Source organism: Leeuwenhoekiella sp. CH_XMU1409-2, assembly GCF_037029365.1.
In the GTDB taxonomy this organism is placed as follows: domain Bacteria; phylum Bacteroidota; class Bacteroidia; order Flavobacteriales; family Flavobacteriaceae; genus Leeuwenhoekiella; species Leeuwenhoekiella blandensis.
Window position 1 is genome coordinate 51002 of record NZ_JAYMEI010000008.1, and the last position, 22545, is coordinate 73546.

23 protein-coding genes are annotated in these 22545 nt (G+C 40.3%); 7 read left to right on the top strand and 16 right to left on the bottom strand.

The window, feature by feature from the left end; all coding sequences use genetic code 11:
- Positions 1-536 precede the first annotated feature (536 nt).
- The 4 genes from recA (at position 537) to WA338_RS10235 (ending at position 4031) form a co-directional block, all read left to right on the top strand.
- Positions 537-1547, top strand: a complete 1011-nt coding sequence (gene recA, locus WA338_RS10220) for a recombinase RecA (RefSeq protein ID WP_009781947.1) — start codon at positions 537-539, stop codon at positions 1545-1547.
- 72 nt (positions 1548-1619) lie between these two features.
- Positions 1620-2036, top strand: a complete 417-nt coding sequence (locus WA338_RS10225; protein WP_009781948.1) for a hypothetical protein — start codon at positions 1620-1622, stop codon at positions 2034-2036.
- A gap of 19 nt (positions 2037-2055) precedes the next feature.
- Positions 2056-2604, top strand: coding sequence for an RNA polymerase sigma factor (locus tag WA338_RS10230; RefSeq protein ID WP_009781949.1), 549 nt, complete (start codon positions 2056-2058; stop codon positions 2602-2604).
- A complete protein-coding gene (locus tag WA338_RS10235; RefSeq protein ID WP_009781950.1) occupies positions 2601-4031 on the top strand; it encodes an outer membrane beta-barrel protein in 1431 nt (476 codons plus the stop codon). The genes WA338_RS10230 and WA338_RS10235 overlap by 4 nt, the downstream gene beginning before the upstream one ends.
- Before the next feature lie 206 nt (positions 4032-4237).
- Here WA338_RS10235 and WA338_RS10240 read toward each other — a convergent pair whose 3' ends face one another.
- A complete protein-coding gene (locus WA338_RS10240) occupies positions 4238-4996 on the bottom strand; it encodes a lysophospholipid acyltransferase family protein (protein WP_009781951.1) in 759 nt (252 codons plus the stop codon).
- Between the two features lie 114 nt (positions 4997-5110).
- Here WA338_RS10240 and trpS point away from each other — a divergent pair, with 114 nt between their 5' ends.
- The gene (gene trpS / locus WA338_RS10245; RefSeq protein ID WP_009781952.1) at positions 5111-6079 is read left to right on the top strand and encodes a tryptophan--tRNA ligase; all 969 of its coding nucleotides are present in this window, start codon (positions 5111-5113) and stop codon (positions 6077-6079) included.
- Here the strand turns inward: trpS and dprA are convergent.
- On the bottom strand, positions 6076-7176 hold the full coding sequence (gene dprA / locus WA338_RS10250) for a DNA-processing protein DprA (protein ID WP_009781953.1): 1101 nt from the start codon (positions 7174-7176) through the stop codon (positions 6076-6078). The genes trpS and dprA overlap by 4 nt on opposite strands.
- Positions 7177-7271: 95 nt before the next feature.
- Here dprA and WA338_RS10255 point away from each other — a divergent pair, with 95 nt between their 5' ends.
- Positions 7272-8204, top strand: coding sequence for an SPOR domain-containing protein (locus WA338_RS10255; RefSeq protein ID WP_009781954.1), 933 nt, complete (start codon positions 7272-7274; stop codon positions 8202-8204).
- A gap of 98 nt (positions 8205-8302) precedes the next feature.
- On the top strand, positions 8303-8812 hold the full coding sequence (locus tag WA338_RS10260; RefSeq protein WP_009781955.1) for an acyl-CoA thioesterase: 510 nt from the start codon (positions 8303-8305) through the stop codon (positions 8810-8812).
- 60 nt (positions 8813-8872) lie between these two features.
- Here the strand turns inward: WA338_RS10260 and WA338_RS10265 are convergent, their stop codons facing one another.
- From WA338_RS10265 to atpB, 14 genes are all read right to left on the bottom strand, one after another.
- Positions 8873-10294, bottom strand: coding sequence for an amidohydrolase (locus WA338_RS10265; RefSeq protein ID WP_009781956.1), 1422 nt, complete (start codon positions 10292-10294; stop codon positions 8873-8875).
- Positions 10295-10364: 70 nt separating this feature from the next.
- The gene (locus WA338_RS10270) at positions 10365-11615 is read right to left on the bottom strand and encodes a murein hydrolase activator EnvC family protein (RefSeq protein ID WP_009781957.1); all 1251 of its coding nucleotides are present in this window, start codon (positions 11613-11615) and stop codon (positions 10365-10367) included.
- Entirely contained in the window at positions 11615-12382 is a 768-nt protein-coding gene (locus tag WA338_RS10275) for a DUF4292 domain-containing protein (protein ID WP_009781958.1), read from the bottom strand. The genes WA338_RS10270 and WA338_RS10275 overlap by 1 nt, the downstream gene beginning before the upstream one ends.
- 1 nt (position 12383) lies before the next feature.
- Positions 12384-13730 carry a tetratricopeptide repeat protein gene (locus WA338_RS10280; RefSeq protein WP_009781959.1) on the bottom strand — a complete coding sequence of 449 codons (1347 nt, stop codon included), beginning with the start codon at positions 13728-13730 and terminating at the stop codon, positions 12384-12386.
- 9 nt (positions 13731-13739) lie between these two features.
- Positions 13740-14750: a sugar phosphate nucleotidyltransferase gene (locus WA338_RS10285; protein WP_040533042.1), complete on the bottom strand. Its 1011-nt coding sequence runs from the start codon at positions 14748-14750 to the stop codon at positions 13740-13742.
- A gap of 100 nt (positions 14751-14850) precedes the next feature.
- Positions 14851-15285, bottom strand: a complete 435-nt coding sequence (gene dut / locus WA338_RS10290; protein ID WP_009781961.1) for a dUTP diphosphatase — start codon at positions 15283-15285, stop codon at positions 14851-14853.
- Positions 15286-15320: 35 nt separating this feature from the next.
- Positions 15321-16757 carry an oligosaccharide flippase family protein gene (locus WA338_RS10295; protein WP_009781962.1) on the bottom strand — a complete coding sequence of 479 codons (1437 nt, stop codon included), beginning with the start codon at positions 16755-16757 and terminating at the stop codon, positions 15321-15323.
- Between the two features lie 73 nt (positions 16758-16830).
- The gene (locus WA338_RS10300) at positions 16831-17253 is read right to left on the bottom strand and encodes a hypothetical protein (RefSeq protein ID WP_009781963.1); all 423 of its coding nucleotides are present in this window, start codon (positions 17251-17253) and stop codon (positions 16831-16833) included.
- A 174-nt stretch (positions 17254-17427) separates the two neighbouring features.
- Positions 17428-18303 carry an ATP synthase F1 subunit gamma gene (atpG, locus tag WA338_RS10305; protein WP_040533043.1) on the bottom strand — a complete coding sequence of 292 codons (876 nt, stop codon included), beginning with the start codon at positions 18301-18303 and terminating at the stop codon, positions 17428-17430.
- Between the two features lie 29 nt (positions 18304-18332).
- Positions 18333-19913 (bottom strand): F0F1 ATP synthase subunit alpha, encoded by a 1581-nt coding sequence (gene atpA / locus WA338_RS10310; RefSeq protein ID WP_009781965.1) that lies wholly within the window; start codon positions 19911-19913, stop codon positions 18333-18335.
- A 50-nt stretch (positions 19914-19963) separates the two neighbouring features.
- Positions 19964-20503 (bottom strand): ATP synthase F1 subunit delta, encoded by a 540-nt coding sequence (gene atpH, locus WA338_RS10315; RefSeq protein WP_009781966.1) that lies wholly within the window; start codon positions 20501-20503, stop codon positions 19964-19966.
- Positions 20504-20518: 15 nt separating this feature from the next.
- The gene (locus tag WA338_RS10320; protein WP_009781967.1) at positions 20519-21019 is read right to left on the bottom strand and encodes a F0F1 ATP synthase subunit B; all 501 of its coding nucleotides are present in this window, start codon (positions 21017-21019) and stop codon (positions 20519-20521) included.
- Between the two features lie 76 nt (positions 21020-21095).
- Positions 21096-21284 carry an ATP synthase F0 subunit C gene (gene atpE, locus WA338_RS10325; protein WP_004569351.1) on the bottom strand — a complete coding sequence of 63 codons (189 nt, stop codon included), beginning with the start codon at positions 21282-21284 and terminating at the stop codon, positions 21096-21098.
- Between the two features lie 17 nt (positions 21285-21301).
- Positions 21302-22489, bottom strand: a complete 1188-nt coding sequence (gene atpB, locus WA338_RS10330) for a F0F1 ATP synthase subunit A (RefSeq protein WP_272985979.1) — start codon at positions 22487-22489, stop codon at positions 21302-21304.
- Positions 22490-22545: the final 56 nt, after the last annotated feature.

The following is a 22545-nucleotide window of genomic DNA, read 5'->3' on the forward strand; positions in this document are numbered from 1 at the left end:
AAAGTGGCGCAAAAGTAGCATTTTTAAGTCATTAGCTGCAAGAAATGTCTCTTGTGTTTCACATAGACGCCAAAGCTTAGGGCACAAAAAAATGCCCGCGAGTTTCTCGGGGGCATTTTTCTTGAACGGCTAATTCAGGTTATCATATTATTTGATGTTTTCAAATAAATACGAGCTAACCGCCGTCCAATCTAACATTGCAATAATAAGGCACGCTCGTGCAACGCTCACTACTGCAATGTATTTGTTTCACTTTCTGTACCATAGCACATAAGATTTTCTATTTAGATACACATTTACGTAATGCGTTGCTTCTAAAGATGTTAAATTTTCAGTTTGGAATTTTTCCTTCTCAAAGGCTCAAAAAAGAGTGAAACGCTTCGTTTGTTGGAATTTTTCCAATATTTAGGAATAAATCATTGGTTGCCAATAAAAGAAATATTACTTTAGCAGCTTAAAGAAGCGTGTGAGCATCCTATTGTTTGGCGCTTCCTTCTAAACAAACTCAAAACCAGAGTTTAAAGACACTAAAAAGTATGAGTAAAGAACAAGAAGCCAAGTTAAAAGCCCTGAAGCTTACCCTTGATAAAATGGATAAAACCTACGGAAAGGGTACCGTAATGAAAATGGGAGATAATGCGATTATAGAAGTTGAATCTATTTCTACAGGTTCACTTGGTCTTGATATGGCATTAGGTGTAGGCGGTTTACCTAAAGGGCGAATTATAGAAATTTATGGTCCTGAATCTTCAGGTAAAACAACCTTGACCTTACACGCTATTGCCGAAGCACAAAAGAAAGGCGGTATTGCGGCTTTTATTGATGCGGAGCACGCTTTTGATCGTTTTTATGCTGATAAATTAGGAGTAGATATTGAAAACCTAATCATTTCACAGCCAGACAACGGGGAGCAAGCGCTTGAAATCACAGACAACCTCATTCGTTCTGGAGCAATCGACATCATTGTAGTCGACTCTGTCGCTGCATTAACTCCAAAAAGTGAGATTGAAGGAGAAATGGGAGATTCTAAAATGGGTCTTCACGCAAGATTGATGTCTCAGGCCTTACGTAAACTTACAGGGTCTATCAGCAAAACCAACTGTACTGTGATTTTTATCAACCAGTTGCGTGAAAAGATCGGTGTGATGTTTGGTAACCCCGAGACAACAACGGGTGGTAACGCACTTAAGTTTTATGCTTCGGTACGACTTGACATTCGTAGATCTACACAGATCAAAGATTCTAATGGTGAAGTACAAGGTAACAAGACCCGAGTAAAGGTGGTTAAGAATAAAGTGGCTCCTCCTTTCCGTCAGGCAGAATTTGATATTATGTATGGTGAAGGAATTTCTAAAGTTGGAGAAATTCTTGACATTGGTGTTGATTATGAGATCATCAAAAAGAGTGGTTCTTGGTTCAGCTATCAAGACACCAAGCTGGGTCAAGGACGTGATGCAGTAAAAGCCATTTTAAAAGACAATCCAGACTTATTGGAAGAACTTGAGGTAAAAATCAAGGACGCTATCAAAATAGCCAAAGAAGCTTAAAATATTTTTAAGCCCTCTTACGCAACCTTTTTCATCTTAAAGTATCTACTTATCAAAAAGCAGATAATTTTAATGATGAAAAAGGTTTTTTTATTAATTGGTTTATTAGGTTTAATGGCCAGTTGTTCTCTTGATGATGAAGGGCAAGTTGTGAGTTATGAAGCACTTCCGATTGCAGATTACGAGTTACCCGAAAGTTTTGTTTACGGCGAGCGTTATCAATTACCGGTATCTTTTGTATTGCCAACCACCTGCCACGAGTTTTACAACTTTGAAGCTGCAAGGCAAGACAGTACGCGCTTTGTATATGCTATAAGTCAGGTTCTAGAAAGTGACTTGTGTACCGATACGCCCAACGACACCATCTCGACATTTCTAAATTTTGATGTAATTTATAATTACACTTATGTATTTAAAATGTACAAAGGCGATGATGAAAATGGGGAGCCTATCTATGAGACGCAAGAAGTTCCTGTAGAGCAACCTTAATTACCAAGCACCAAACAATGTGAGTTTAGAAAAGCTCTTAAAAGGTTTAATCAAAGAAAAACCAAAGGCGCAGGCGGAGTTATACACCTTGTACTCCCGCACGCTCTTTGGTGTTTCTTTGAAGTATTCTCGCAACTACGAGGAGGCAGAAGACAACCTTCAAGACGCATTTCTAACCATTTTTAAAAAAATACAGCAATACAAAGGTAAAGGCTCTTTTGAAGGCTGGTTAAAGCGTATCGTGATCAATACCGCATTGCAACGCTATCGCAAGCAACAAGTTTTTGAAATAGTAAATGAGCAACAAATTGAACAAGAAGAAGTAACTGTTGATACTGAAGATATTTCGCTTCAATTTTTACTTAAGATCGTTCAAGAATTACCAGATCGCTACAGGCTGGTGTTTAACCTTTATGTATTGGACGGTTATCCACATAAGGAGATTGCCAAAATGTTAAGCATAAGCGAAGGGACGAGTAAGTCTAATCTTGCGCGCGCCCGATTAATTTTAAAAGAAAAAGTTGAAAATTTTCAGCAAAGTGAAACCCTACAATCCTCAACACGGTGAAAGAGCAAAAAAACATAGACCGCCTGTTTCAGGAAAAGTTTAAAGACTATGAGGCTACGCCAAGCGATAAGGTTTGGGCCGGCATAGTTGATAAGCAAAAGAAAAGACGCACCGTGATCCCGCTTTGGCTTCAGTTGGGTGGCGCAGCGGCGGTTCTTGCCCTTTTAATTTTGGCGGGTAATTTTATTTTTACTCCGGCAGATACGCCCGATGCGGAAATTGTTCTAGAAGAAACTAAAACTTTAGAAGATAACAACAATATCGAAATCACAAATACCTCTGAAAAAAATACAGCGGTAGCCACTTCAGAAGAAGAGTCGGCTGAAACGCGAGAGCAAAATAACCCACATTCGAATAGGTCTTCAGTTATAAATACCGAAACTTCTAAAACAGTTGCACAAACTTCTCAAAATGAAAAAGCAGATGCTGGCAACAACACAGCGACTAGCAAGCCTACACAGCCGGTAGTGACAGACACTACCTCATCTTACGGCATTGCCCAGTCTAACCAAAACAACAACGCAAACCCTTTGCAGCAACAAAACACTGCTGCGGAAAATCAGGCCAATGCAATAGCTGCTACAGAAAATGTGTCGAAAGACGACCGGCTTCCAGCAGAGGAAACCAAAAGTTTGCAAGAAATCGCCGATGCGCAAAAGGAAGATGCTATTGCAGATGCTGAAGTTGAAGATCCAAAATCTAAAACAGACACGCGCTGGGGAATTACGCCCATGGTTGCTCCAGTTTACTATAACAGTTTTGGTGGTTCTGGTATTGCCTCAGAATTTGCCGATAATAAAAAGAGCGGTGATGTTAATTTTAGCTACGGTGTGCAAGTGAGTTACGCGGTGACAAATAAGCTTACCGTTCGTTCCGGGATCAACAAGGTAGATCTTGGCTACCGCACCGAGCAAATAAATTTTGCTCCTACCATACAAGCCCGTTCGATAAGCAGTATTGACTACAATCAAAGTTCTCAACTCATTCAGATTGCAGACGGTAATAAGAGTTTAGCTTCTTCAGCAGCTGAATTTGCTAACAATTCTACCGTTGCAGGAACGAGTATCAATAATGCGTTACATCAGGAGCTCGGCTATATCGAGGTCCCTTTTGAAGCAGAATATGCGCTACTCGATCGCAAAGTGGGTATTCAGGTTATTGGTGGTTTTAGTACCCTGTTCCTAAATAACAATTCGATTTCACTCGAAGAGAGCAATTCGGTTTCTCGATTGGGTGCATCCAACAGTTTAAACAATACGAGTTTTAGCACCAATGTAGGTCTGGGATTAGATTATAAATTCACTGATCGTATTCAGTTTAACCTAGAGCCTATGTTTAAATATCAACTGAATGCTTATACCAAAACCGTAAGTGATTTTAGGCCCTATTATTTAGGCCTTTACACCGGTTTAAGCATTAAGTTTTAAAATACATGAAAAAGGAAGATTAGATAACTGAAGCTTAGTTCAAAATCAACCGGCTGAGCTTCGGTTTTATCTTCAAAATCTTTAAAAGAAACTGTATGCTGCCAGCTAACAGTATGCAGGAAGTTAGGTTAGTTTTTTAGTTGGTTAGGTTAATTATTGCTAGCGCAATGATGAAGAAAAGTCGCCTTGTGGTTAGGGCGACTTTTTTATGCTTCAATATCGTAAGCCTGATCTTTTAAGAGCTCGGCATGAATGGCTTTAAAGGTCTGCTCTTTCAGAGTTTTACGATCATTAGGTTTGAGTCCTTCCGTTTGAATAAAAGGTAAAACTTTGACACGCATCAAACCCGGCGAACCCGTAAAAAAGTCATAGGAAAACCGTTTTTTATTGTCGTAAAACACCATAGGTACAATAGGCACTTGATGATCAATTGCCAATCTAAAAGCGCCATCTTTAAACGTATCGAGTATGATACTCGTATCATCCGGAACGCCGCCTTCGGGAAAAATACAAATACTTAAACCTTGTTTTAATCTATTTTGTGCGCTTTCAAAAACGGCACGTCGACTTTTAGGATCGCCGCGATCTACAAGAATACAGGTTTGCTTATAAAAATATCCAAAGAGCGGAAATTTTGCCAACTCCTGTTTTCCTACAAAAACGAAAGGATTGCGCACGCTACTCAACATCAACATAATGTCTGTCATGGACGTATGGTTAGCAACATACATATAACTTTTACCGCGCTGTGTTTTTTCTAGGCGCTTCACTTCTGGCCAAAAGCCCATTCCATATAGAATAAACCGTGCCCACAGTCGCGCCATTTTGAAGAAATAGGGATACCAAGAATCCTTTGCTACCGAAATAAGTAAAAAGGGTAACAGCACAAGGATAGGGACTATAATTAGAATATAGAACCAAATGCGCCAAAGCAAAATCAAAATTTTCTGAAGCAGTCTTATCATCAATAGTATACGCTTAGGTCCTGTTTGAAGAACAAACCGGCATCTCAAAAATAGACATTTTAAAAGGAGTTAATACGTGAAAAGGGGTAACTTTGCTCAAAATTTAAATCAACCATGTCACGAATTTTAACCGGTGTTCAAAGTACAGGAACACCTCATTTAGGTAACTTATTAGGAGCTATTATTCCTGCGATCAAGATGGCCAATGAGCCAGAAAATGAATCCTTTTTATTCATCGCAGATATGCACTCGCTTACGCAAATAAAAAATGGCGAAACCTTAAGACACAACACCTATTCTACTGCCGCGACATGGCTTGCTTGTGGTCTTGACATTAACAAAACGGTTTTTTATCGTCAAAGTGATATCCCGCAAACCACAGAACTTACCTGGTATTTGAGCTGTTTTTTTCCGTATCAGCGTTTGACGCTTGCGCATAGTTTTAAGGATAAAGCAGACCGTCTAGAAGATGTAAATGCAGGTCTTTTTACGTACCCAATGCTTATGGCAGCAGACATCCTTTTGTATGATGCCGAAATTGTACCTGTAGGTAAAGATCAATCACAGCATCTTGAGATGACTCGTGATGTTGCTTCACGTTTTCACGCACAAATGGGTGAAACTTTTGTTATTCCTGAATTGAAACTTCACGAAGAAACCATGTATATCCCGGGAACAGACGGGGCTAAAATGAGTAAAAGTAAAGGCAATACGATAATTATTTTTCAGTCTGATAAAGCATTGAAAAAACAAATTATGAGCATTGAAACCGATAGCACGCCTTTAGAAGACCCTAAAGATCCTGACACGTGTAATGTTTTTGGCATCTATAAATTGCTTGCTTCAAAAGATGAAGTTGCCCAGATGCGTAAGAATTATGAGGCTGGTGGTTATGGTTATGGTCACGCTAAAAAAGCTTTGTACGAACTTGTCCTAAACACGTTTGAAAAAGAGCGCGCACTTTATAACCATTATATGGAAAATCTTGATGAACTTGATGCTGCCTTGAGCGTAGGTGCAGAAAAAGCCAGGGGAATTGCAAACGACGTATTAGAACGCGTGCGTAAAAAAGTAGGATACTAAGTCAGTTCAAATTGTTTTCCCGGCAAGGGTCTTACAACTCCTTTCAATTCCATATTGAGAAGGATGCTGGCTACTTTAAACGTGGGCATTTTGCAATGTAGCGCAATCAGATCTAGTTGCTCTTTGCCCGCGTCTGATAGGTAATTCCAGATTAGTTTTTCTTCAGAAGACAACTCTACAAATAATTGCTTTTGTACCGGTTTTAAATCTTCTTCAATTTGCCAATTGAGTAGATAAATCAAATCTGCAGCACTGGTGATCAATTGTGCTTTTTGGGTTTTGATCAAATTATTACAGCCCAAACTTTGTGCATCTCCGGGTCTTCCGGGTACTGCAAAAACATCTCTGTTATAAGAGTGCGCAATATCTGCAGTGACTAGCGAACCTCCTTTTTCGGCACTCTCGATGACAACTGTTGCTTCACTCATCCCAGCGATAATGCGATTTCTACGTAAAAAATTGGTGCGGTCAAAAACATCACTACTCCAAAAATCAGTAATAAACGCACCTTGCGCTTCTACTGCTTTCACATATTTTGCGTGTACTTTAGGATAAATCTGGTTCAACCCGTGCGCTAAGACCGCAATCGTATCTAAACCATTATCCAGCGCTGCGCGATGCGCAGTGATATCAACTCCATACGCAAAGCCAGAAACAATAAGCGGATTGAGCGGCGCCAGATCTTCAACAAATTGCTTGATAAAATCGATACCATGACTCGTCACTTTTCGCGTTCCTACAATTGAAATCATACGTTGATGCGTGTAGTCTTTACTACCGCGCTTAAACAGTAAGATCGGGCCGTCTATGCAATGTTTTAAGCGCTCAGGATATTCCGACTCCAAATAACCGCAACAGTGAATTTTATTATCCTGAATAAACTTCAGCTCTTCCTCGGCAGCAAGGCGGTGTTCCTTTTCAAAAAACTCTTTGAGCTTCAGCGTTCCTATACCGTCTAGTTTTAAGAGACTTTCCATTTTTTGACTCAACAAGTTTTGCGCAGATTCAAACCGCGCGATCAACCGCTTGATCGACGTATCACCCAATTTTGGAATACGTTGTAATGTAAGGTATGCAAGGAGCTCTTCTTCTTCCATTTCTGTAATTAACTGTTAATAAAGGTATTGTAAAATTGTTAACAATTCACAGATAACTTTCTAAAATGGGTAGGCTTTTTTTATAATTTTACTTTATGCATTTTTCAACTTACATCAGCGACTTACTTTATAGATACGAGTGCGTGATTGTGCCAGGCTTTGGTGCATTTTTAGCACATCGTGTTTCTGCGCATTATGACGAAACGACGCAGGCCTTTTTCCCACCTAAAAAACGCATTTCTTTTAACGCCCAATTGCAGGAAAACGATGGCTTATTAGCCAATTATATCGCTTCTGCAGAACGTTTAAGTTATGAAGACGCGCTTTTACAAGTCCAAGAGTTTGGACTTCAAATTCAGCAAAAATTAGATGCTGAAGAGCGCGTGTATGTTGACAAAATTGGTACATTAACTCGCAATGAAGCCGGTAAAATAAGCTTTGAGCCAGAAGCCAAAACAAATTACCTTACTGAAGCTTTTGGTCTTGCATCATATAACGCGCGTCCTGTGAGCCGTGAGGTTCTTACACAACAGGCTGAAGAAATTGAAGAAAAAGCACCTATTCACATCACTCCAGAGCGACGTTCTAACGGATGGATGAAATATGCGGCGGTAGGCTTACTTACCATCGGCTTGTCTGGATCTTTAGGCTTCTTATACTTCAAGGATATTGCAGATCATAATTTTGCTGAAAAGCAAAAAGCAGAGAGTCAAGTGGAGAATACCATTCAACACGCGACGTTTACCATTGACAATCCTTTGCCGGCAGTAACCTTGAATGCGTTTAAACCCAAAGGAAATTATCACATTGTGGCAGGAGCTTTCAGAATTCCTGAAAATGCTGAAACACGCGTAAATCAATTACGTGAAGCAGGATATAAAGCAAGAACCATTGGTAAAAACAAATACGGTTTACACCAAGTGGTTTACGGAAGCTACACCGATCGTATCGAAGCTTTAAAAGAATTAAGACAGATACGTAATACCGATAATGCAAACGCCTGGATGCTGGTTCAGCAATTGGATTAATACGCGTATTACACTATAAATATTGAAAGCCTCCAAACTAGGAGGCTTTTTAATTTCTTAAAGGCGCATTTCTTTCTATTTTTGCCGAAAATAAAACTATGAAAGCAAAAACGCCTTCTGAATCACGTACTACGCAAACCGACTTGGTTTTACCTAACGAGACCAATCCTTTAAATAATATGTTTGGGGGCGAACTCCTTGCCCGTATGGATCGTGTTGCGAGTATTACTGCCAGAAGACACTCTCGCAGAATTGTAGTAACCGCTTCAGTAAATCACGTGGCCTTTAATAAAGCTATTCCGTTAGGAAGTGTGGTGACTGTAGAAGCTTCGATTTCCCGAGCCTTTAAAACCTCTATGGAAGTTGTTATCGATGTATGGGTAGAAGATCGTGAAAACGGCTTAAAATCTAAAGCCAACGATGCTATCTACACCTTTGTAGCCGTAGATGAAACCGGTATGCCTGTACCCATCCCGCAGATTAAACCAGAAACAGAGAAAGAAGTTGAGCGCTATGAGGCAGCACTGCGCAGAAAACAACTCAGTCTTGTTCTCGCCGGAAAAATGCAAGCCAAAGAAGCCACAGAGCTTAAAGCACTTTTTGAATAAAAAGTTCAATCATAAAAAAAGGGAAGCAATTGCTTCCCTTTTTTTATTTTGATCGTTTTTCTAATTTCTATAATCCAACGCAGGTTCTCGGTCTCCCAACAATGGAATATATTCAAAGTCTGCGCCTCGTTTTTCTTCAAATTCCTTTTTTGCAGCTTTAAGAATTGCCGGATCATCAAAAAGATCCATCCCGGTTTTAGCCATTGTTTTTGCAGCAACCATCATTCCCTTTACGCCAATGCTGGTTCCTCCTGCAGCTACGGCTTGCCAACTGTGCGCTGGTGTTTCCGGTACCCAAGTTGCTGTATACAAGCCAACAGTTGGTACTGTAAAACTAACATCGCCCACATCGGTTGAACCACCAGCTTCCGGATTTGGGTTGTATTCACTTACACCTTCTACATTTTTAACATTAAGATCTGTGTTCAAACTTGCTGCGATCTCCTCGGCAAACTCGCGTTCTTCTGGCGTATAGGTGTAACCTCCAACCTCTGTCAGGTTATCATACATAAGTTTTTGAAGCGTAAGATTGGGCAGTAATTCGTGTGTACCGCCAATCATTTCATAATCCATTGTAGTACCGGTTCCTAAAGCTGCACCTTCAGCAGCTTTAACCATACGGTCAAAAACATCAATCACCACATCTCGTGTCGTGTGGCGGGCGTAATAATACACCTCAGCAAAATCAGGCACTACGTTGGGCGCCTTTCCACCATCGGTGATTACATAATGAATACGCGTATCTTCAGGCACGTGCTCGCGCATCATATTCACCATATAATTCATCGCCTCTACCCCATCTAGTGCAGAACGTCCTTTCTCAGGCGCGCCCGCTGCGTGTGCTGCGATTCCGTGAAATCTAAATTTTGCCGATTTGTTTGCCAATGCCGCACCGGGATCGGCTCCGTTAGCATTGCCGGGATGCCAGTTGATCACCGCATCTACATCATTAAAAAGTCCGGCTCTGGTAAGGTATACTTTACCTGATCCGCCTTCTTCTGCAGGGCAACCATAAAAGCGTATGGTGCCTGACTTTCCGGTTTCTTCAAGATATTTTTTGATGGTGATGGCAGCGGCGGTAGATGCGGTTCCAAATAAATGATGCCCACAAGCGTGACCGGCCACACCTCCATTAGATTCTTTATGTGCAACGGCTTTTTGCGATAAACCCGGCAAGGCATCGTATTCTCCTAAAACCGCGATCACCGGTTTACCTGAACCGTAACTCGCAATAAAAGCAGTAGGCATTCCTGCCACACCGGCTTCAACGGTAAAATCTTCTTCTTTTAAAGTTTCCTGAAGCAGCGCAACGCTTTGTTCTTCTTGATAACCCATTTCGGCAAATGACCAAATTTTATGCGCTATTTCACCGTAGGCTTCGGTGTTATCATCTAATTCTGAAATAAGCTTGGATTGCTTTTTTTGGGCCAAAAGAACACCTGAAAGCAGTAAAAAACAAAAGAGAAACGTAATTTTTTTCATAAAAATGAGATTGAAGTATTTATGTTCTCCTAAAAATAAAACAATCTGTTTTTATGAATTGATGCTCAATTTACATATTATACACCCAATCTGCGGGGTTTAAACGCTCTGAATCTTTATAGACCAAAAATTTTAAAATGGTTTTTCCGTTGAAGGAATTTTCAGCGATTTCACCTAAAGCTTGCTTGGTATTCACCTGATCATTAACCTTAACTTTAAGGTTTTTCAGGTTTTGATAAACGGTCAAGTAGTTTCCGTGGCGAATGAGAATGGTATAACCACCTCCACGTATGAGTTGTATTTGTTGAACTGTTCCTTTAAAGGCTGCACGCGCAACACTTCCGGGAGCAGTTTCTATTTCTATACCACTGTTGTATGTTGTGATATTGGGCAAAGTAGGATGTCTTGAGGTACCGAATTTTTTATAAACTCTACCACGTTCTACAGGCCAATCCATTCTACCCTTATTTGACGCAAAATCACTAGCCAATGCTTTGGCTGCAGGAGTAAGTGCAAATGTGGGCATGGCTCCCTTTTTGATCTCTCTTTCTGGTGCTGTTGCTCCACTTTCTTTTTTGGAAGCTGCAATGGCTTCTCGAATTAAACGATCGATCTCACGGTCAATGCGATTGGCTTCTGCCTGTTTTTTATTGATCTGCGCAACATAGGTAGATTCCTTTTCCCTAATGGTTGCAATTAAAGCATCTTGTTGCTTTTTCTCTTCTTCAAGCTTGGCTTGCTCTTTTTTGTTCTGAGCGATGAGTTGCTGTTTTTGTTCCTTTTGATCAATCAGCCTCGCATTGGTCTCTTGCAAAAGCGCTGTGCGTTCTTTAATCTGGTCGCCCTGTTTTTTACGGTAGTTGCTGTATTGTTTCATGTATTGCACCCGCTTGTACGCCTGCAAAAAACTCTCTGAAGACAACAAAAACATAATACGACTCTGACTGCTTTTACTCTTATACGATTTTTGAACCATCGCCGCATAGTCCTCCTTGAGCCGCTTTAGCTCGTCGCGCAATTCACTTATTTTATTGATGTTTTGATTGATCTTTTGCGTGAGCAAATTGGCTTGACTGTTGGTTACGCGAATCAAGTTTTGACGCGTTTTTATTTTAGAATCAAGATCTTCAACCTGGCTGAGCACATTAACTTCTTTCTGCTTATTGTTTTGTCGCAGCTTACTCAATTCTTCGATCTGACTCATCAAAGCCCGACGCTGGCGCTCCAGTTCTGCTTGCTTGTCTGTTTGTGCAAAAGCGAGCGTCGCACTAAGAAATAGCCCAAAAAACAACGTGTATTTAAAAAACGGCTTCAACTGCATTAAAGTTCGATTTCTTTTAATCCGCCAGGAATGTTAAACGGAAAGCTTACATCGGTATTAAAATCAACACCGCGATACGTAATGTCAATGGTAGTGGTTTTATCTGCTTCTTGTGCTTTTACGTGAATTTCTGACGGAAAGTATCCGTTTTGCTCCTGTACATAATCGCCGTAAGCAATCGTCAGGTTACGCTGTTCTGCCCGTTGTGCCAATCGTTGTTCCTGAAGTGTAAACGCTCCACTATTAAGATAAAAGAACAGATCAAATAAGGAAGACTGTTTGCGTGGCGCTACGACATAGCGCGCAGAAGTCGCCCCGGCGCTAAAACCACCACTTCTCAGATCGTAAATAGGCTGGCCAAGAAGTAAGGCTTCAACTTGATTATAATCGAGTTCTGTTCCCAATAAATCACTGAGTAGTTCAAAATCCCCATCAAAGTAAGTTCCTTCTATTTTCTCATAAAATTGAACACGATCTTTTGTGATCATGGCTTTGGCCAATGAAATTCCTAGAACCGAAGCACTCATCCAGATGGTTTCGCTTTTTTGCATACGCAAACTTACGGTGACACTTTGATTGGTATCAGGGTCTGAATATCTAATTTTTAATCGCGCAGCCAGCGTTTCAAAATCGGGATGCGTATCGTAATGCGTTTTAATGATTTTTGCTGAAGCTAAATCTTCGGTTGAAGCGGTATTTTTTGTGGATTTACACGCCGCTAAACTCAGAATCACTAAAACTAAAATTCCTCTATAAATCAATTGCATACTATTGTGTCAAATTTTTTAATCGTGTGCGGTACTCCGCTGCCTTTTCAGCATTGCCCAAAACTTCGTAACCGCGCGCCAGTTCGCTATAAAAATCAGCTTGCATCTGAGGATTTTCGATAACATAATCAACACCCATCTCCAGATAATCTACTGCTTGCTGTGCATTTCCCAACCCATTTTGTGCTACGCCGTAAACCAAATAGAACACGGCTTGTGCCGGATAAAACGCCAAAGCTTCTTCACTTAAGGTTGCTGCCTTTTCAAATTGCTGCGCCTGAAGCTGAAGCAACATCAAATTACGCAACACGTTTACATCATTAGGATTTTTTTGATACGCTGCCTCGTAGTAGGATAACGCTTTGGTTTTGTCATTATTTTTCAAATAATAAGCACCAAGCTCCTCATTGACGTCTGTAGCTTCAGTTTCAGAAAATAATGCGATCGCTTGCTCAAGTTCTGGTTCATATTCTGGATTTCGGTCTACAAAAATTAAAAAATCATTGAGCACGCTGTGCTTTGCTTTAGCTTCAATTTTTGAACTTTTCATCACGCGCTCTAAAGACTTGAAAGCCTGCTCTACTTCTTTTTGCTCCAGATTAAATTTATAAAGCGCCAGATGTACTTCGTCTGCATTAGGATTTATTTTAAGCAGCTTTTGTGCTGTTTGATAGGCTTGTTGCGTCTTACCTTGCTCGCTATAAACGTAAATTAAATTCAGGTAGTTTTTCTCGTTTTGTGGATTTTCAGCAATAGCACTTAGAAGTCTTTTTTCTTGATAATCGCCGCCACTTAACGCCAACGCCTGCTCTCGTATCTGGTTGCGATATGCATCTTTACCCAATGCTTCATCCAATTCATCGAGCACCGCGATTGCCTTTTCAAAAGCGCCTTGGCGCACATAAATGCGCGCAAGATCTTCTTTATACCGAATGTCGAATTTTGCCAAATCCTGTACCAGATCAATCGCCTTTTCAAAATCCTGACGCGCATAATACACTTCGTACAAGGCTTCCATGATATCGCGTTGATTCGGTTTGAGTTGTAGGGCCTTGAGGTAATTGTTTTCAGCCTCCTGAACCTGACCCAAAGCAGCTAGATTTTTTGCTTTTTCAAAATAAAGAATCGGCTCTTCGGGGCGCAGCGCGATACACTTGTCTAATGCCTGCACCGCACGATCGTAATTCTCGATGCCTTTCTGCTTTAAGGCTTCAAAGAAAGATTCTTGAAAAGCATCGGTAACGTCTTCGAGTTCGTCTACATTCACGTCTTGTAAAGGAGTAGGTTCTTGGGCTTCCGCCAACGGCGAAAACAACAATAACATCCCTAAAAACGCGAGCTTTTTCATCTAACTAGTTTAAATCAGCTCAGAATAATCGCCAATGCTGATCGCTGTAAAGTTACCATCGAATTTAGCATAATTACCAATCATGGCATTTTTTAACTGTGCATTAGTGACTTGGCTATACTTCTGAATCAAACTTTGTTCTATGGTACTGTTTTCAATAATTGTGCCTTCGCCAATCGAAACATTAGGTCCTACCGTCGCATCTTTTATCACAGCGTTTTCCCCAATAAAACAAGGCGGAATGATAGAAGCATTTTCAAGTTTTGCCGAAGACGCAACGAGATGCGCTCCTTCTTTTTGCAAAAACTGAAGCATTCTACCATTAGTTTCAACTGTTACGTTTTTATTACCACAGTCCATCCACTCGTCGATCTTGCCTGGTTTAAAGGTATAGCCTTTTGACTGCATTTGCTTGATCCCGTCATTGATCTGGTATTCTCCACCGTGCATCAATTTGGCATCCAGAACGGCCTGTAATTCCTCTTTAAGCACTGCAGCTTCTTTAAAATAGTAGATCCCAATTACGGCCAAGTCAGATACAAACTCTTTTGGTTTTTCTACAAGACCTTCGATCTCATTACTTGAATTAAGCGAAACCACGCCATAGGCTTCAGGGTTTTTCACTTGTTTTACCCAGATCACACTGTCTGCTTCTTTATCTAAGGTAAAGTCCGCTCTAAAGAGTGTATCTGCATAAGCGATCACACATGGACCACTTAAAGATTCTTGCGCACACATAATGGCGTGTCCCGTTCCTAAAGGCTTATCCTGATAGTAAATGCTTCCTTTTGCACCGAGATTTTTTGCGATTTGCTTCAGGTTTTCTTCGGTTTCCTCGCCAAAGTCTTCTGCAATCACATAGGCTACTTCTTCAATATTCTCGTCAAGAACATGAGCAATATCTTCTACAAGACGCTGCACGATAGGTTTGCCCGCAATAGGAATAAGCGGTTTTGGGATGGTTAAGGTATGTGGTCTAAGTCGCGAGCCGCGACCTGCCATTGGGACAATTATTTTCATAAGCTTATGTTCTGGTTGTTCCCTGCAAAAGAAACGTGAATTAAAAACTCGAAATGTAAATTGAAAATCTGGTGGTGCATTTCGAGTCTAGTTTACATTTTTACTTGGTTCCGGTACTGCCAAAGCCACCGGCGCCGCGTGCGGTCTCGCTCAACACTTCAACTTCATTCCAGTCGGCGCGCTCATGTTTTGCGATCACAAGCTGGGCGATACGCTCGCCATTTTCTATGGTAAAATCTTCGTTAGAAAGGTTGACCAAAATCACGCCTATCTCCCCTCTATAATCGGCATCAATAGTTCCCGGAGCGTTGAGTACGGTAATTCCCTTTTTTGCTGCAAGGCCACTGCGTGGTCTAACTTGCGCTTCGATACCCACGGATAGCTCAATAAACAAACCGGTTTTTACGATAGTGCGCTCTAAAGGCTTTAAGGTTACCGGTGCATCAAGTGCGGCCCTAAGATCCATTCCTGCCGAAGCTTCGGTCTCATAATGCGGTAGCTCGTGATTGGATGTATTGATGATATTTATTTGCATAGTATATATTGTTTCTTCCACAAGGTGGAAATCTTTTAGTTTTTATTCCGTCCTAAAATGGCTAGCAATTCTTTGTATTCCAGCACGAATATTAATCCTGCAAAAGCCAGAAGGATTGCAGTATTTACTCCATAATTTGATCTGAAAAAATAAAAAGAGATCAAAGCTCCGGCTGTGGCCACGAGGAGATACATACTGATTCTGCTCACATTGTAGGGGATTTGGTAATTATTTTGACCGTAAAAGTACGAAATCAACATCATCGTACCATAAGCCACAAGAGTCGTATATGCTGAAGCCATAAAACCAAGAATGGGTATAAAATACCAATTGAGACCAATGGTTAATACAGCTCCAAGAATTGAAAAGTACATTCCGTATTGGGTTTTATCGGTAAGCTTGTACCACACCGATAGGTTGTGGTAAATTCCCAAGAACAAATTGGCCAAAAGAATATACGGCACGATCTCTATAGCTTTATAATAGCTAGAATCACTGATCAAAAGCTCTTTAAAAAAGTCGATAAAGCACACGATAAAAAGTAAGCCTGAAGCTCCTACAACCACAAAATATTTTAAAATGGTAGCATAGGTCGTTGGAGCATTTTTATTTTTTGCGTGACTAAAGAAAAATGGTTCTGCTCCCAAGCGAAAGGCCTGTATAAAGATGGTCATAAATACCGCTAACTTATAACATCCTGAATAGGCTCCCATAATATCCTTATCGAGCATATTGCCTATAAGGAGTTTATCAAGGTTTTCATTTACCACAAATGCCAAACCGGCGACCATCACCGGCCAGCCATAGCGCCAAAGCTGAGCGAATAAGGCTTTATCAAAAACAAGCTTTATTCTAAAAAAATCAGGAGCTATCAAGAGAAAGGTCACTGCACTGGCGGCTAAGTTGGCCGCAAAAATATACGTGAGCAAATCATCTGAAGTATACCAACTCAACTGAAGATTAAATTCTGGTATCGCCCACAAGAAAAAAATATTGAGCAGGACATAGATTGCCAGATTGGTAAGTTTAATTCCTGCAAAGCGTAACGCTTTACCTTTTGCGCGCAAATACGCAAAAGGAGCTACTACAAGCGCGTCTAAAATAGCAACACCTAATAGATAGCCAAAATATTCAACGGGCAGCTCTAAGGCGTCGGTAATGGGTCTACGCAACGCATAAAGCACACCAAAGGCGACAATAGATGTTGTAGTAAGGGCAATTAGAACTGTGCTGTAGACTTTGTTTTGATTTTCAGCTTTAGAAAAAAAACGAAAAAAAGCCGTTTCCATACCGTAAGCCAATAACACATTCAAAAAAGCTGCACCCACGTAAAACGCAGTATTATCTGCATAACCCGAAGTCTCAAGGCTGTCTGTATGCAAACTAATGAGAAACAGGTTCATCAATCTTGGCAGTATCGTTGCCAACCCGTAAACCGCAGTATCTTTTACAAAACCTTTAAGTACGCTCAAAGAAGTTCGATTTTTTCCATTTAAAAATAACTATTCTGAAGCAATCCAGAACCGAGACTGCTTCGCTTTCTCCTTATTTAACCTCCAGAATGGTATAAAAGGTCATATCCCCCACTTTGTATTCTAGTAAGGCTTCATTTTTCTGAATTTTAAAAGGAGTTTCAGCCGGAATCTGAGGCAATGGATTTTGCGCTTCTTCCTTCCGATCTACAGAAAGAATACGATCTTCTGAATTTGCCGGAACTGTCGAGAAGGTTGCATAATACAAGTTGGTATCTTCCCAGCGCACTTCTGACTTTTTATTCTGAAAATACACATATTCAAAACTAACCTCCTCTGGGATACTTTTGACCACAAATTGTACTCTTTGAGTTTTATTTACTGAAGTTTTTTGAGTCGTTTTTTCAATCTCAAATGGCGGATTTTTAACGAGCTCGCTACTGCCTCCACAAGACAGCAATGTCATTAAAAAAAGTGCCGATACTAAGTTTTTCATAATCGAGTAGATTGGGTTTACAAAACTAACGTAAGGATTGTTTGGGTCTTATGTTATCAATAAACTATTTGCGGCATCCCGATAGCTATCGTGACATGCTAGAAAATACTTTGGCGGTAGCCATAAAAAAAGCCTTGCACTTGCAAGGCTTTAAGATATGAAATAAAATAATTTCTAGTTATTTAATGCTTCTGCACCACCTACGATCTCAAGAATCTCGTTTGTAATAGCAGCCTGACGCGCTTTGTTATACGTTAGTTTAAGTTGATCTCTCAACTCGGTCGCATTATCTGTTGCTTTATGCATCGCCGTCATACGTGCACCGTGCTCACTTGCTACAGAATCTCTGATTCCTTTGAAGAATTGTGTTTTTAAAGCTTTAGGTATAAGCTGCTTTACAATCTCTTCTTTTGATGGTTCAAAAATATAATCTGCAGTATTTGCCGGAGTTACATCTTCAAATTGCTCTTTTAAAGGAACAATAGGTAAAAACTGCTCACGGGTTACGATTTGCGTAGCGGCATTTTTGAAGGAATTATAAAGCAATTCTACTTTATCGTAAGTCCCTTCTGTAAACAAATTCATTGCACGCTCAGCGATCGCTTCAACATTCTCAAAAGTCAAATCATCAAAGATCTCACTGTCATTAAAAATCACAGTGTGCGATTTTTTCAGAATGTCATTTGCTTTTTTACCAATGGTTAAAAAGTGTACTTCTTTACCTGCGTAAACGTTCTCAGCAATGTTTTTAGCTTCTTTTATGATGTTTGAGTTGAAAGCACCTGCTAGACCTCTGTTTGAAGAGATCGCTACAACAAGTACTTTTTCAACAGGGCGTTCTTCTGCAAAACGACTCCCGCTATCCCCTTCCATAGAAGCGCTAAGATTTTGAAGCAACTCGGTTAACTTATCAGAATAAGGGCGCATTGCTGTAATAGCATCCTGAGCCTTCTTCAACTTTGCAGCAGACACCATTTTCATAGCGCTGGTAATCTGCATCGTAGAAGATACTGATGATATCCGGTTACGTATTTCCTTTAAATTTGCCATTTATTTAATGGTTTCTTACTAGGCGAAAATTATTTTTTATATCGAGCAGCAAGGTCATTTGCTACAGTGGTCAAGGTGTCGATCACCTCATCTGTAAGCTTACCTGCTTTCAATGTATCTAAAGTATCTCTGTGCTTTGCATTCAAAAGTTCAAGATAGTCTGTTTCAAACTCTTTTACTTTATCGATAGGCACATTACGCAATAGGTTTTTAGAACCTGCGTAGATTATCGCGATTTGATCTTCTACAGTATATGGCGTGTTTTCCGCTTGCTTTAAGATCTCAACGTTACGTTTACCTTTTTCAATTACACTCAAGGTAGCTGCATCAAGGTCTGAACCAAACTTAGCAAATGCCTCTAGTTCACGGAAAGCCGCCTGGTCTAACTTAAGTGTACCAGATACTTTCTTCATCGACTTGATCTGTGCAGAACCACCAACACGTGATACTGAAATACCTACGTTAATCGCTGGACGTACACCCGAGTTGAATAAGTCACCATCAAGGAAGATCTGACCATCTGTAATCGAGATTACGTTTGTAGGGATATATGCTGAAACGTCCCCTGCTTGAGTTTCGATAATCGGAAGTGCTGTTAATGAACCACCACCTTTAACGATAGGTTTCAAGCTATCAGGAAGGTCGTTCATGTTCTTTGCAATATCATCATCTGCAATCACTTTTGCAGCACGCTCTAATAAACGAGAGTGTAAGAAGAAAACGTCTCCAGGATACGCCTCACGACCCGGTGGACGACGTAATAAAAGTGAAACCTCACGATAGGCAACCGCTTGCTTAGATAAATCATCATAGATGATCAAAGCAGGACGACCTGTATCTCTAAAGTATTCTCCAATTGCGGCACCTGCGAAAGGAGCATATACCTGCATAGGAGCAGGATCTGATGCGTTTGCAGCTACAATTGTAGTATAAGCCATTGCACCTTTTTCTTCAAGTACACTAGCGATACCAGCTACAGTAGAAGCCTTTTGACCTACAGCAACGTAGATACAGTAAACAGGCTCTCCAGCATCATAAAATTCTTTTTGATTCAAAATGGTATCAATACAAACGGTAGTCTTACCTGTCTGACGGTCACCAATAACAAGCTCACGCTGGCCACGACCTACAGGAATCATTGCATCGATAGATTTGATACCTGTTTGTAAAGGCTCATTTACCGGCTGACGATAAATAACACCAGGCGCTTTACGCTCAAGTGGCATCTCATAAGTTTCACCTTCGATTGCTCCTTTACCATCGATAGGTTGTCCTAAGGTGTTAACAACACGTCCTACAATACCTTCACCTACGTTGATCGAAGCGATACGTTGTGTACGTTTTACTGTAGCACCTTCTTTAACTTCTTTAGAAGGACCTAAAAGTACAACCCCAACGTTATCTTCTTCCAAGTTCAATACAATACCTTCGAGACCTCCGTCAAATTCAACGAGCTCTCCGTATTGTGCGTTAGAAAGACCATAAACACGGGCAATACCATCACCCACGGTGAGTACTGTTCCTACCTCATCTAATGAAGCTGATGCTTCAAAGCCTGAAAGTTGTTTCTTTAAAATCGTTGAAACTTCAGCTGGTTTTACTTCTGCCATTTTGTTTGATATCTAAGTAAGCTTTGATACAACTCAAAGCTAAGTTGTAATTATAAACGTTTACTAAATTCTTTTTGCACGCTCACAAGTTGATTTGCAACACTTGCGTCGTACTGTACATCTCCTACACGAAGAATAAACCCTCCTATTAAACTCGGGTCAATATGCTGTTCTAAAGTAACCTCACTGCTATTGGTAAGCTCTTTTACTTTAGCTAAAATTTTTGCTTCTAAACTAGCGTCTAACTCCACAGCTGTTGTTACCTGAGCAACAACAATACCTTTAGACTCATTATATAAGCTCACATAGCTTTGAGCTACCTGACCTAAAAGAGCGCTACGCTTTTTATCAACCAAAAGATCGATAAGGCTTAGTGTGCTTGGGTCATAATCTGCAAAAACAGCCTTTAACGAAGCTCTTTTATCTTCTGGCTTAATAACAGGACTTTTAAGCACACTGCGCAATTCTTTGCTTGCGTTTAGTGTAGCATCAATAGATTTCATATTACCAAAAACAACTTCCTCAGTACCTTTTTCTTTGGCCTGATCTAAAATTGCCTTTGCATAACGTATTGCTGCTCTTGATGACATGAACTGCTTGTTTTATTAGTTAAGGGTAGCGTCTTGCAGCATTTTATCTACATACTGCTGCTGTTTTTCTTTATCTGAAAGCTCTTGCTTAACCACTTTCTCTGCAATTTCAAGAGAAAGTTCTGCAACTTGACCTTTTAACTCAGCCACTGCCGCACGCTTTTCTGCTGCGATAGCCTCTTGTGCTTGAGTGATGATTTTATCAGCTTGCGCTTTTGCATCACCTTCAGCTTCTGCGATCATTTTTGTTCTGATCTCACGAGCTTCTTTCAACATAGCATCACGCTCTGCACGTGCTTCCTGCAATGCTTTCTCATTGTCTGCCTGAAGATTTTTCATCTCCAAACGTGCTTTTTCTGCTGCTTCTAATGCACCTTGAATTCCTTGCTCACGCTCATCTAAAGAGCTTAAGATAGGTTTCCAAGCAAATTTCTTCATCAATAAGATGAGGATAATTAATATAACAGCTTGCATTACAAACAAGCCCGGCGAAAAATCATTTAATAACTGATCCATCTTTGAATTTAATGTTTTAAATAAAACAACTCCTGTAACCAACCGTTACAGGAATTGCTTAGTTGTTTAAGCTTGATTATTTACCTAAGATCAACGCACCGAAAGCAAGACCTTCTAAAAGTGCACCAATGATAATCATCGCAGTTTGAATCTTACCAGCCGCTTCAGGTTGACGTGCGATACCTTCCATCGCTTTTCCACCGATTTGACCTAGTCCGATACCACCACCGATAACGATTAATCCAGCTCCAATTAAATTGTACATAACAATTGATTTAAAAATTAAACAAAACTTTCTCTTACATCCTCAACGTCATCTACATCATGACCTTCTGCATCGTGCTCATGGTCGTGGTCGTGTTCTGCAACCGCCATACCAATAAACAACGCAGAGAGCATCGTAAAGATAAATGCCTGTAAGAATGCAACTAATATTTCAATAACCGAGATGAACAAGGTAAGAACCAGAGATAATCCTGTAGAACCTACTGCGCCAAACTGGGCTTTTAAAGTAATCATTAATGCGATTAACCCCATTACCACAACGTGACCTGCGGTGATGTTTGCAAACAAACGAATAAGAAGGGAAAAAGGCTTGGTCAACATACCTAAAACTTCGATAGGTATTAATATGATTTTCATAATCACCGGTACATCTGGCATCCAGAAAATGTGTTTCCAGTAATCTTTATTACCGCTAAACTGAACGATAAAGAATGTGAATAATGCAAGACAAACGGTAACTGCGATTTGCCCTGTGATGTTGAAACCGAATGGCGTCATCCCCAAAAGGTTTGAAACCCAAATGAAGAAAAATACGGTAAGCAAGAAACTCATATACTTACGATACTTGTGCTCTCCAATGTTAGGACGTGCGATCTCGTCACGTACATAAATCACTAGTGGCTCTAATGCACGACCAAAACCGGTAGGGATACTTTTCTTTTTGTATTGCTTTCCTAAAGAACCAAACCAGAATAATAACAGTAATCCTACGAGTAAGATTCCAAATACACTCTTGGTGATTGATAAGTCAAAAGGCTTATGCGCATTTACAGGATGATGATCTTCTCCCATCACGATCTCCTCTGCGCCTTCTTCTAATTCGTAAATTTTATCGTGAAGATTTACAAAACGGCCTCCGCCTTTCTCAACAACAACTTCACCGTCAATATCGTGATGAAATTCTGAAGACATAAATGCAACAGGACCATTACTTGCCCATAAAATTACGGGTAATGAAAAACCTACACTGTGACGCTCACCATCACTCCCTTGATAAGAGAACAAGTGAAAGTCATGAGAATCTTTTAAGTGATGATTGGTGTAATCTGTGATTTCCTGTTGTGTATTAACAGGGCCTTCGTCATTAGCTTCCGCGACACTATGCTCTTGTGCATTAACCAGTGATCCTAACAACAGAAAACTGATAACAGCTAGAAAATGAATGGGTAAAGAAGTTATCTTCATTATTATTTTTTAAAAAATCAGGCTTGCTAAAATTTGGTGCAAAACTAATCAATTTA

Bases quoted from the DNA above. Each gene is read 5' to 3' on its own strand.
- WA338_RS10285 (WP_040533042.1), bottom strand. From the start codon at position 14,750: ATGAAAATAATTGTCCCAATGGCAGGTCGCGGCTCGCGACTTAGACCA.
- trpS (WP_009781952.1), top strand. From the start codon at position 5,111: ATGTCACGAATTTTAACCGGTGTTCAAAGTACAGGAACACCTCATTTA.
- WA338_RS10275 (WP_009781958.1), bottom strand. From the start codon at position 12,382: ATGCAATTGATTTATAGAGGAATTTTAGTTTTAGTGATTCTGAGTTTA.
- atpE (WP_004569351.1), bottom strand. From the start codon at position 21,284: ATGTACAATTTAATTGGAGCTGGATTAATCGTTATCGGTGGTGGTATC.
- dut (WP_009781961.1), bottom strand. From the start codon at position 15,285: ATGCAAATAAATATCATCAATACATCCAATCACGAGCTACCGCATTAT.
- WA338_RS10270 (WP_009781957.1), bottom strand. From the start codon at position 11,615: ATGCAGTTGAAGCCGTTTTTTAAATACACGTTGTTTTTTGGGCTATTT.
- WA338_RS10320 (WP_009781967.1), bottom strand. From the start codon at position 21,019: ATGGATCAGTTATTAAATGATTTTTCGCCGGGCTTGTTTGTAATGCAA.
- dprA (WP_009781953.1), bottom strand. From the start codon at position 7,176: ATGGAAGAAGAAGAGCTCCTTGCATACCTTACATTACAACGTATTCCA.
- WA338_RS10280 (WP_009781959.1), bottom strand. From the start codon at position 13,730: ATGAAAAAGCTCGCGTTTTTAGGGATGTTATTGTTGTTTTCGCCGTTG.
- atpG (WP_040533043.1), bottom strand. From the start codon at position 18,303: ATGGCAAATTTAAAGGAAATACGTAACCGGATATCATCAGTATCTTCT.
- atpA (WP_009781965.1), bottom strand. From the start codon at position 19,913: ATGGCAGAAGTAAAACCAGCTGAAGTTTCAACGATTTTAAAGAAACAA.
- WA338_RS10240 (WP_009781951.1), bottom strand. From the start codon at position 4,996: ATGATAAGACTGCTTCAGAAAATTTTGATTTTGCTTTGGCGCATTTGG.
- atpH (WP_009781966.1), bottom strand. From the start codon at position 20,503: ATGTCATCAAGAGCAGCAATACGTTATGCAAAGGCAATTTTAGATCAG.
- WA338_RS10225 (WP_009781948.1), top strand. From the start codon at position 1,620: ATGATGAAAAAGGTTTTTTTATTAATTGGTTTATTAGGTTTAATGGCC.
- WA338_RS10265 (WP_009781956.1), bottom strand. From the start codon at position 10,294: ATGAAAAAAATTACGTTTCTCTTTTGTTTTTTACTGCTTTCAGGTGTT.
- WA338_RS10260 (WP_009781955.1), top strand. From the start codon at position 8,303: ATGAAAGCAAAAACGCCTTCTGAATCACGTACTACGCAAACCGACTTG.
- WA338_RS10300 (WP_009781963.1), bottom strand. From the start codon at position 17,253: ATGAAAAACTTAGTATCGGCACTTTTTTTAATGACATTGCTGTCTTGT.
- atpB (WP_272985979.1), bottom strand. From the start codon at position 22,489: ATGAAGATAACTTCTTTACCCATTCATTTTCTAGCTGTTATCAGTTTT.
- recA (WP_009781947.1), top strand. From the start codon at position 537: ATGAGTAAAGAACAAGAAGCCAAGTTAAAAGCCCTGAAGCTTACCCTT.
- WA338_RS10255 (WP_009781954.1), top strand. From the start codon at position 7,272: ATGCATTTTTCAACTTACATCAGCGACTTACTTTATAGATACGAGTGC.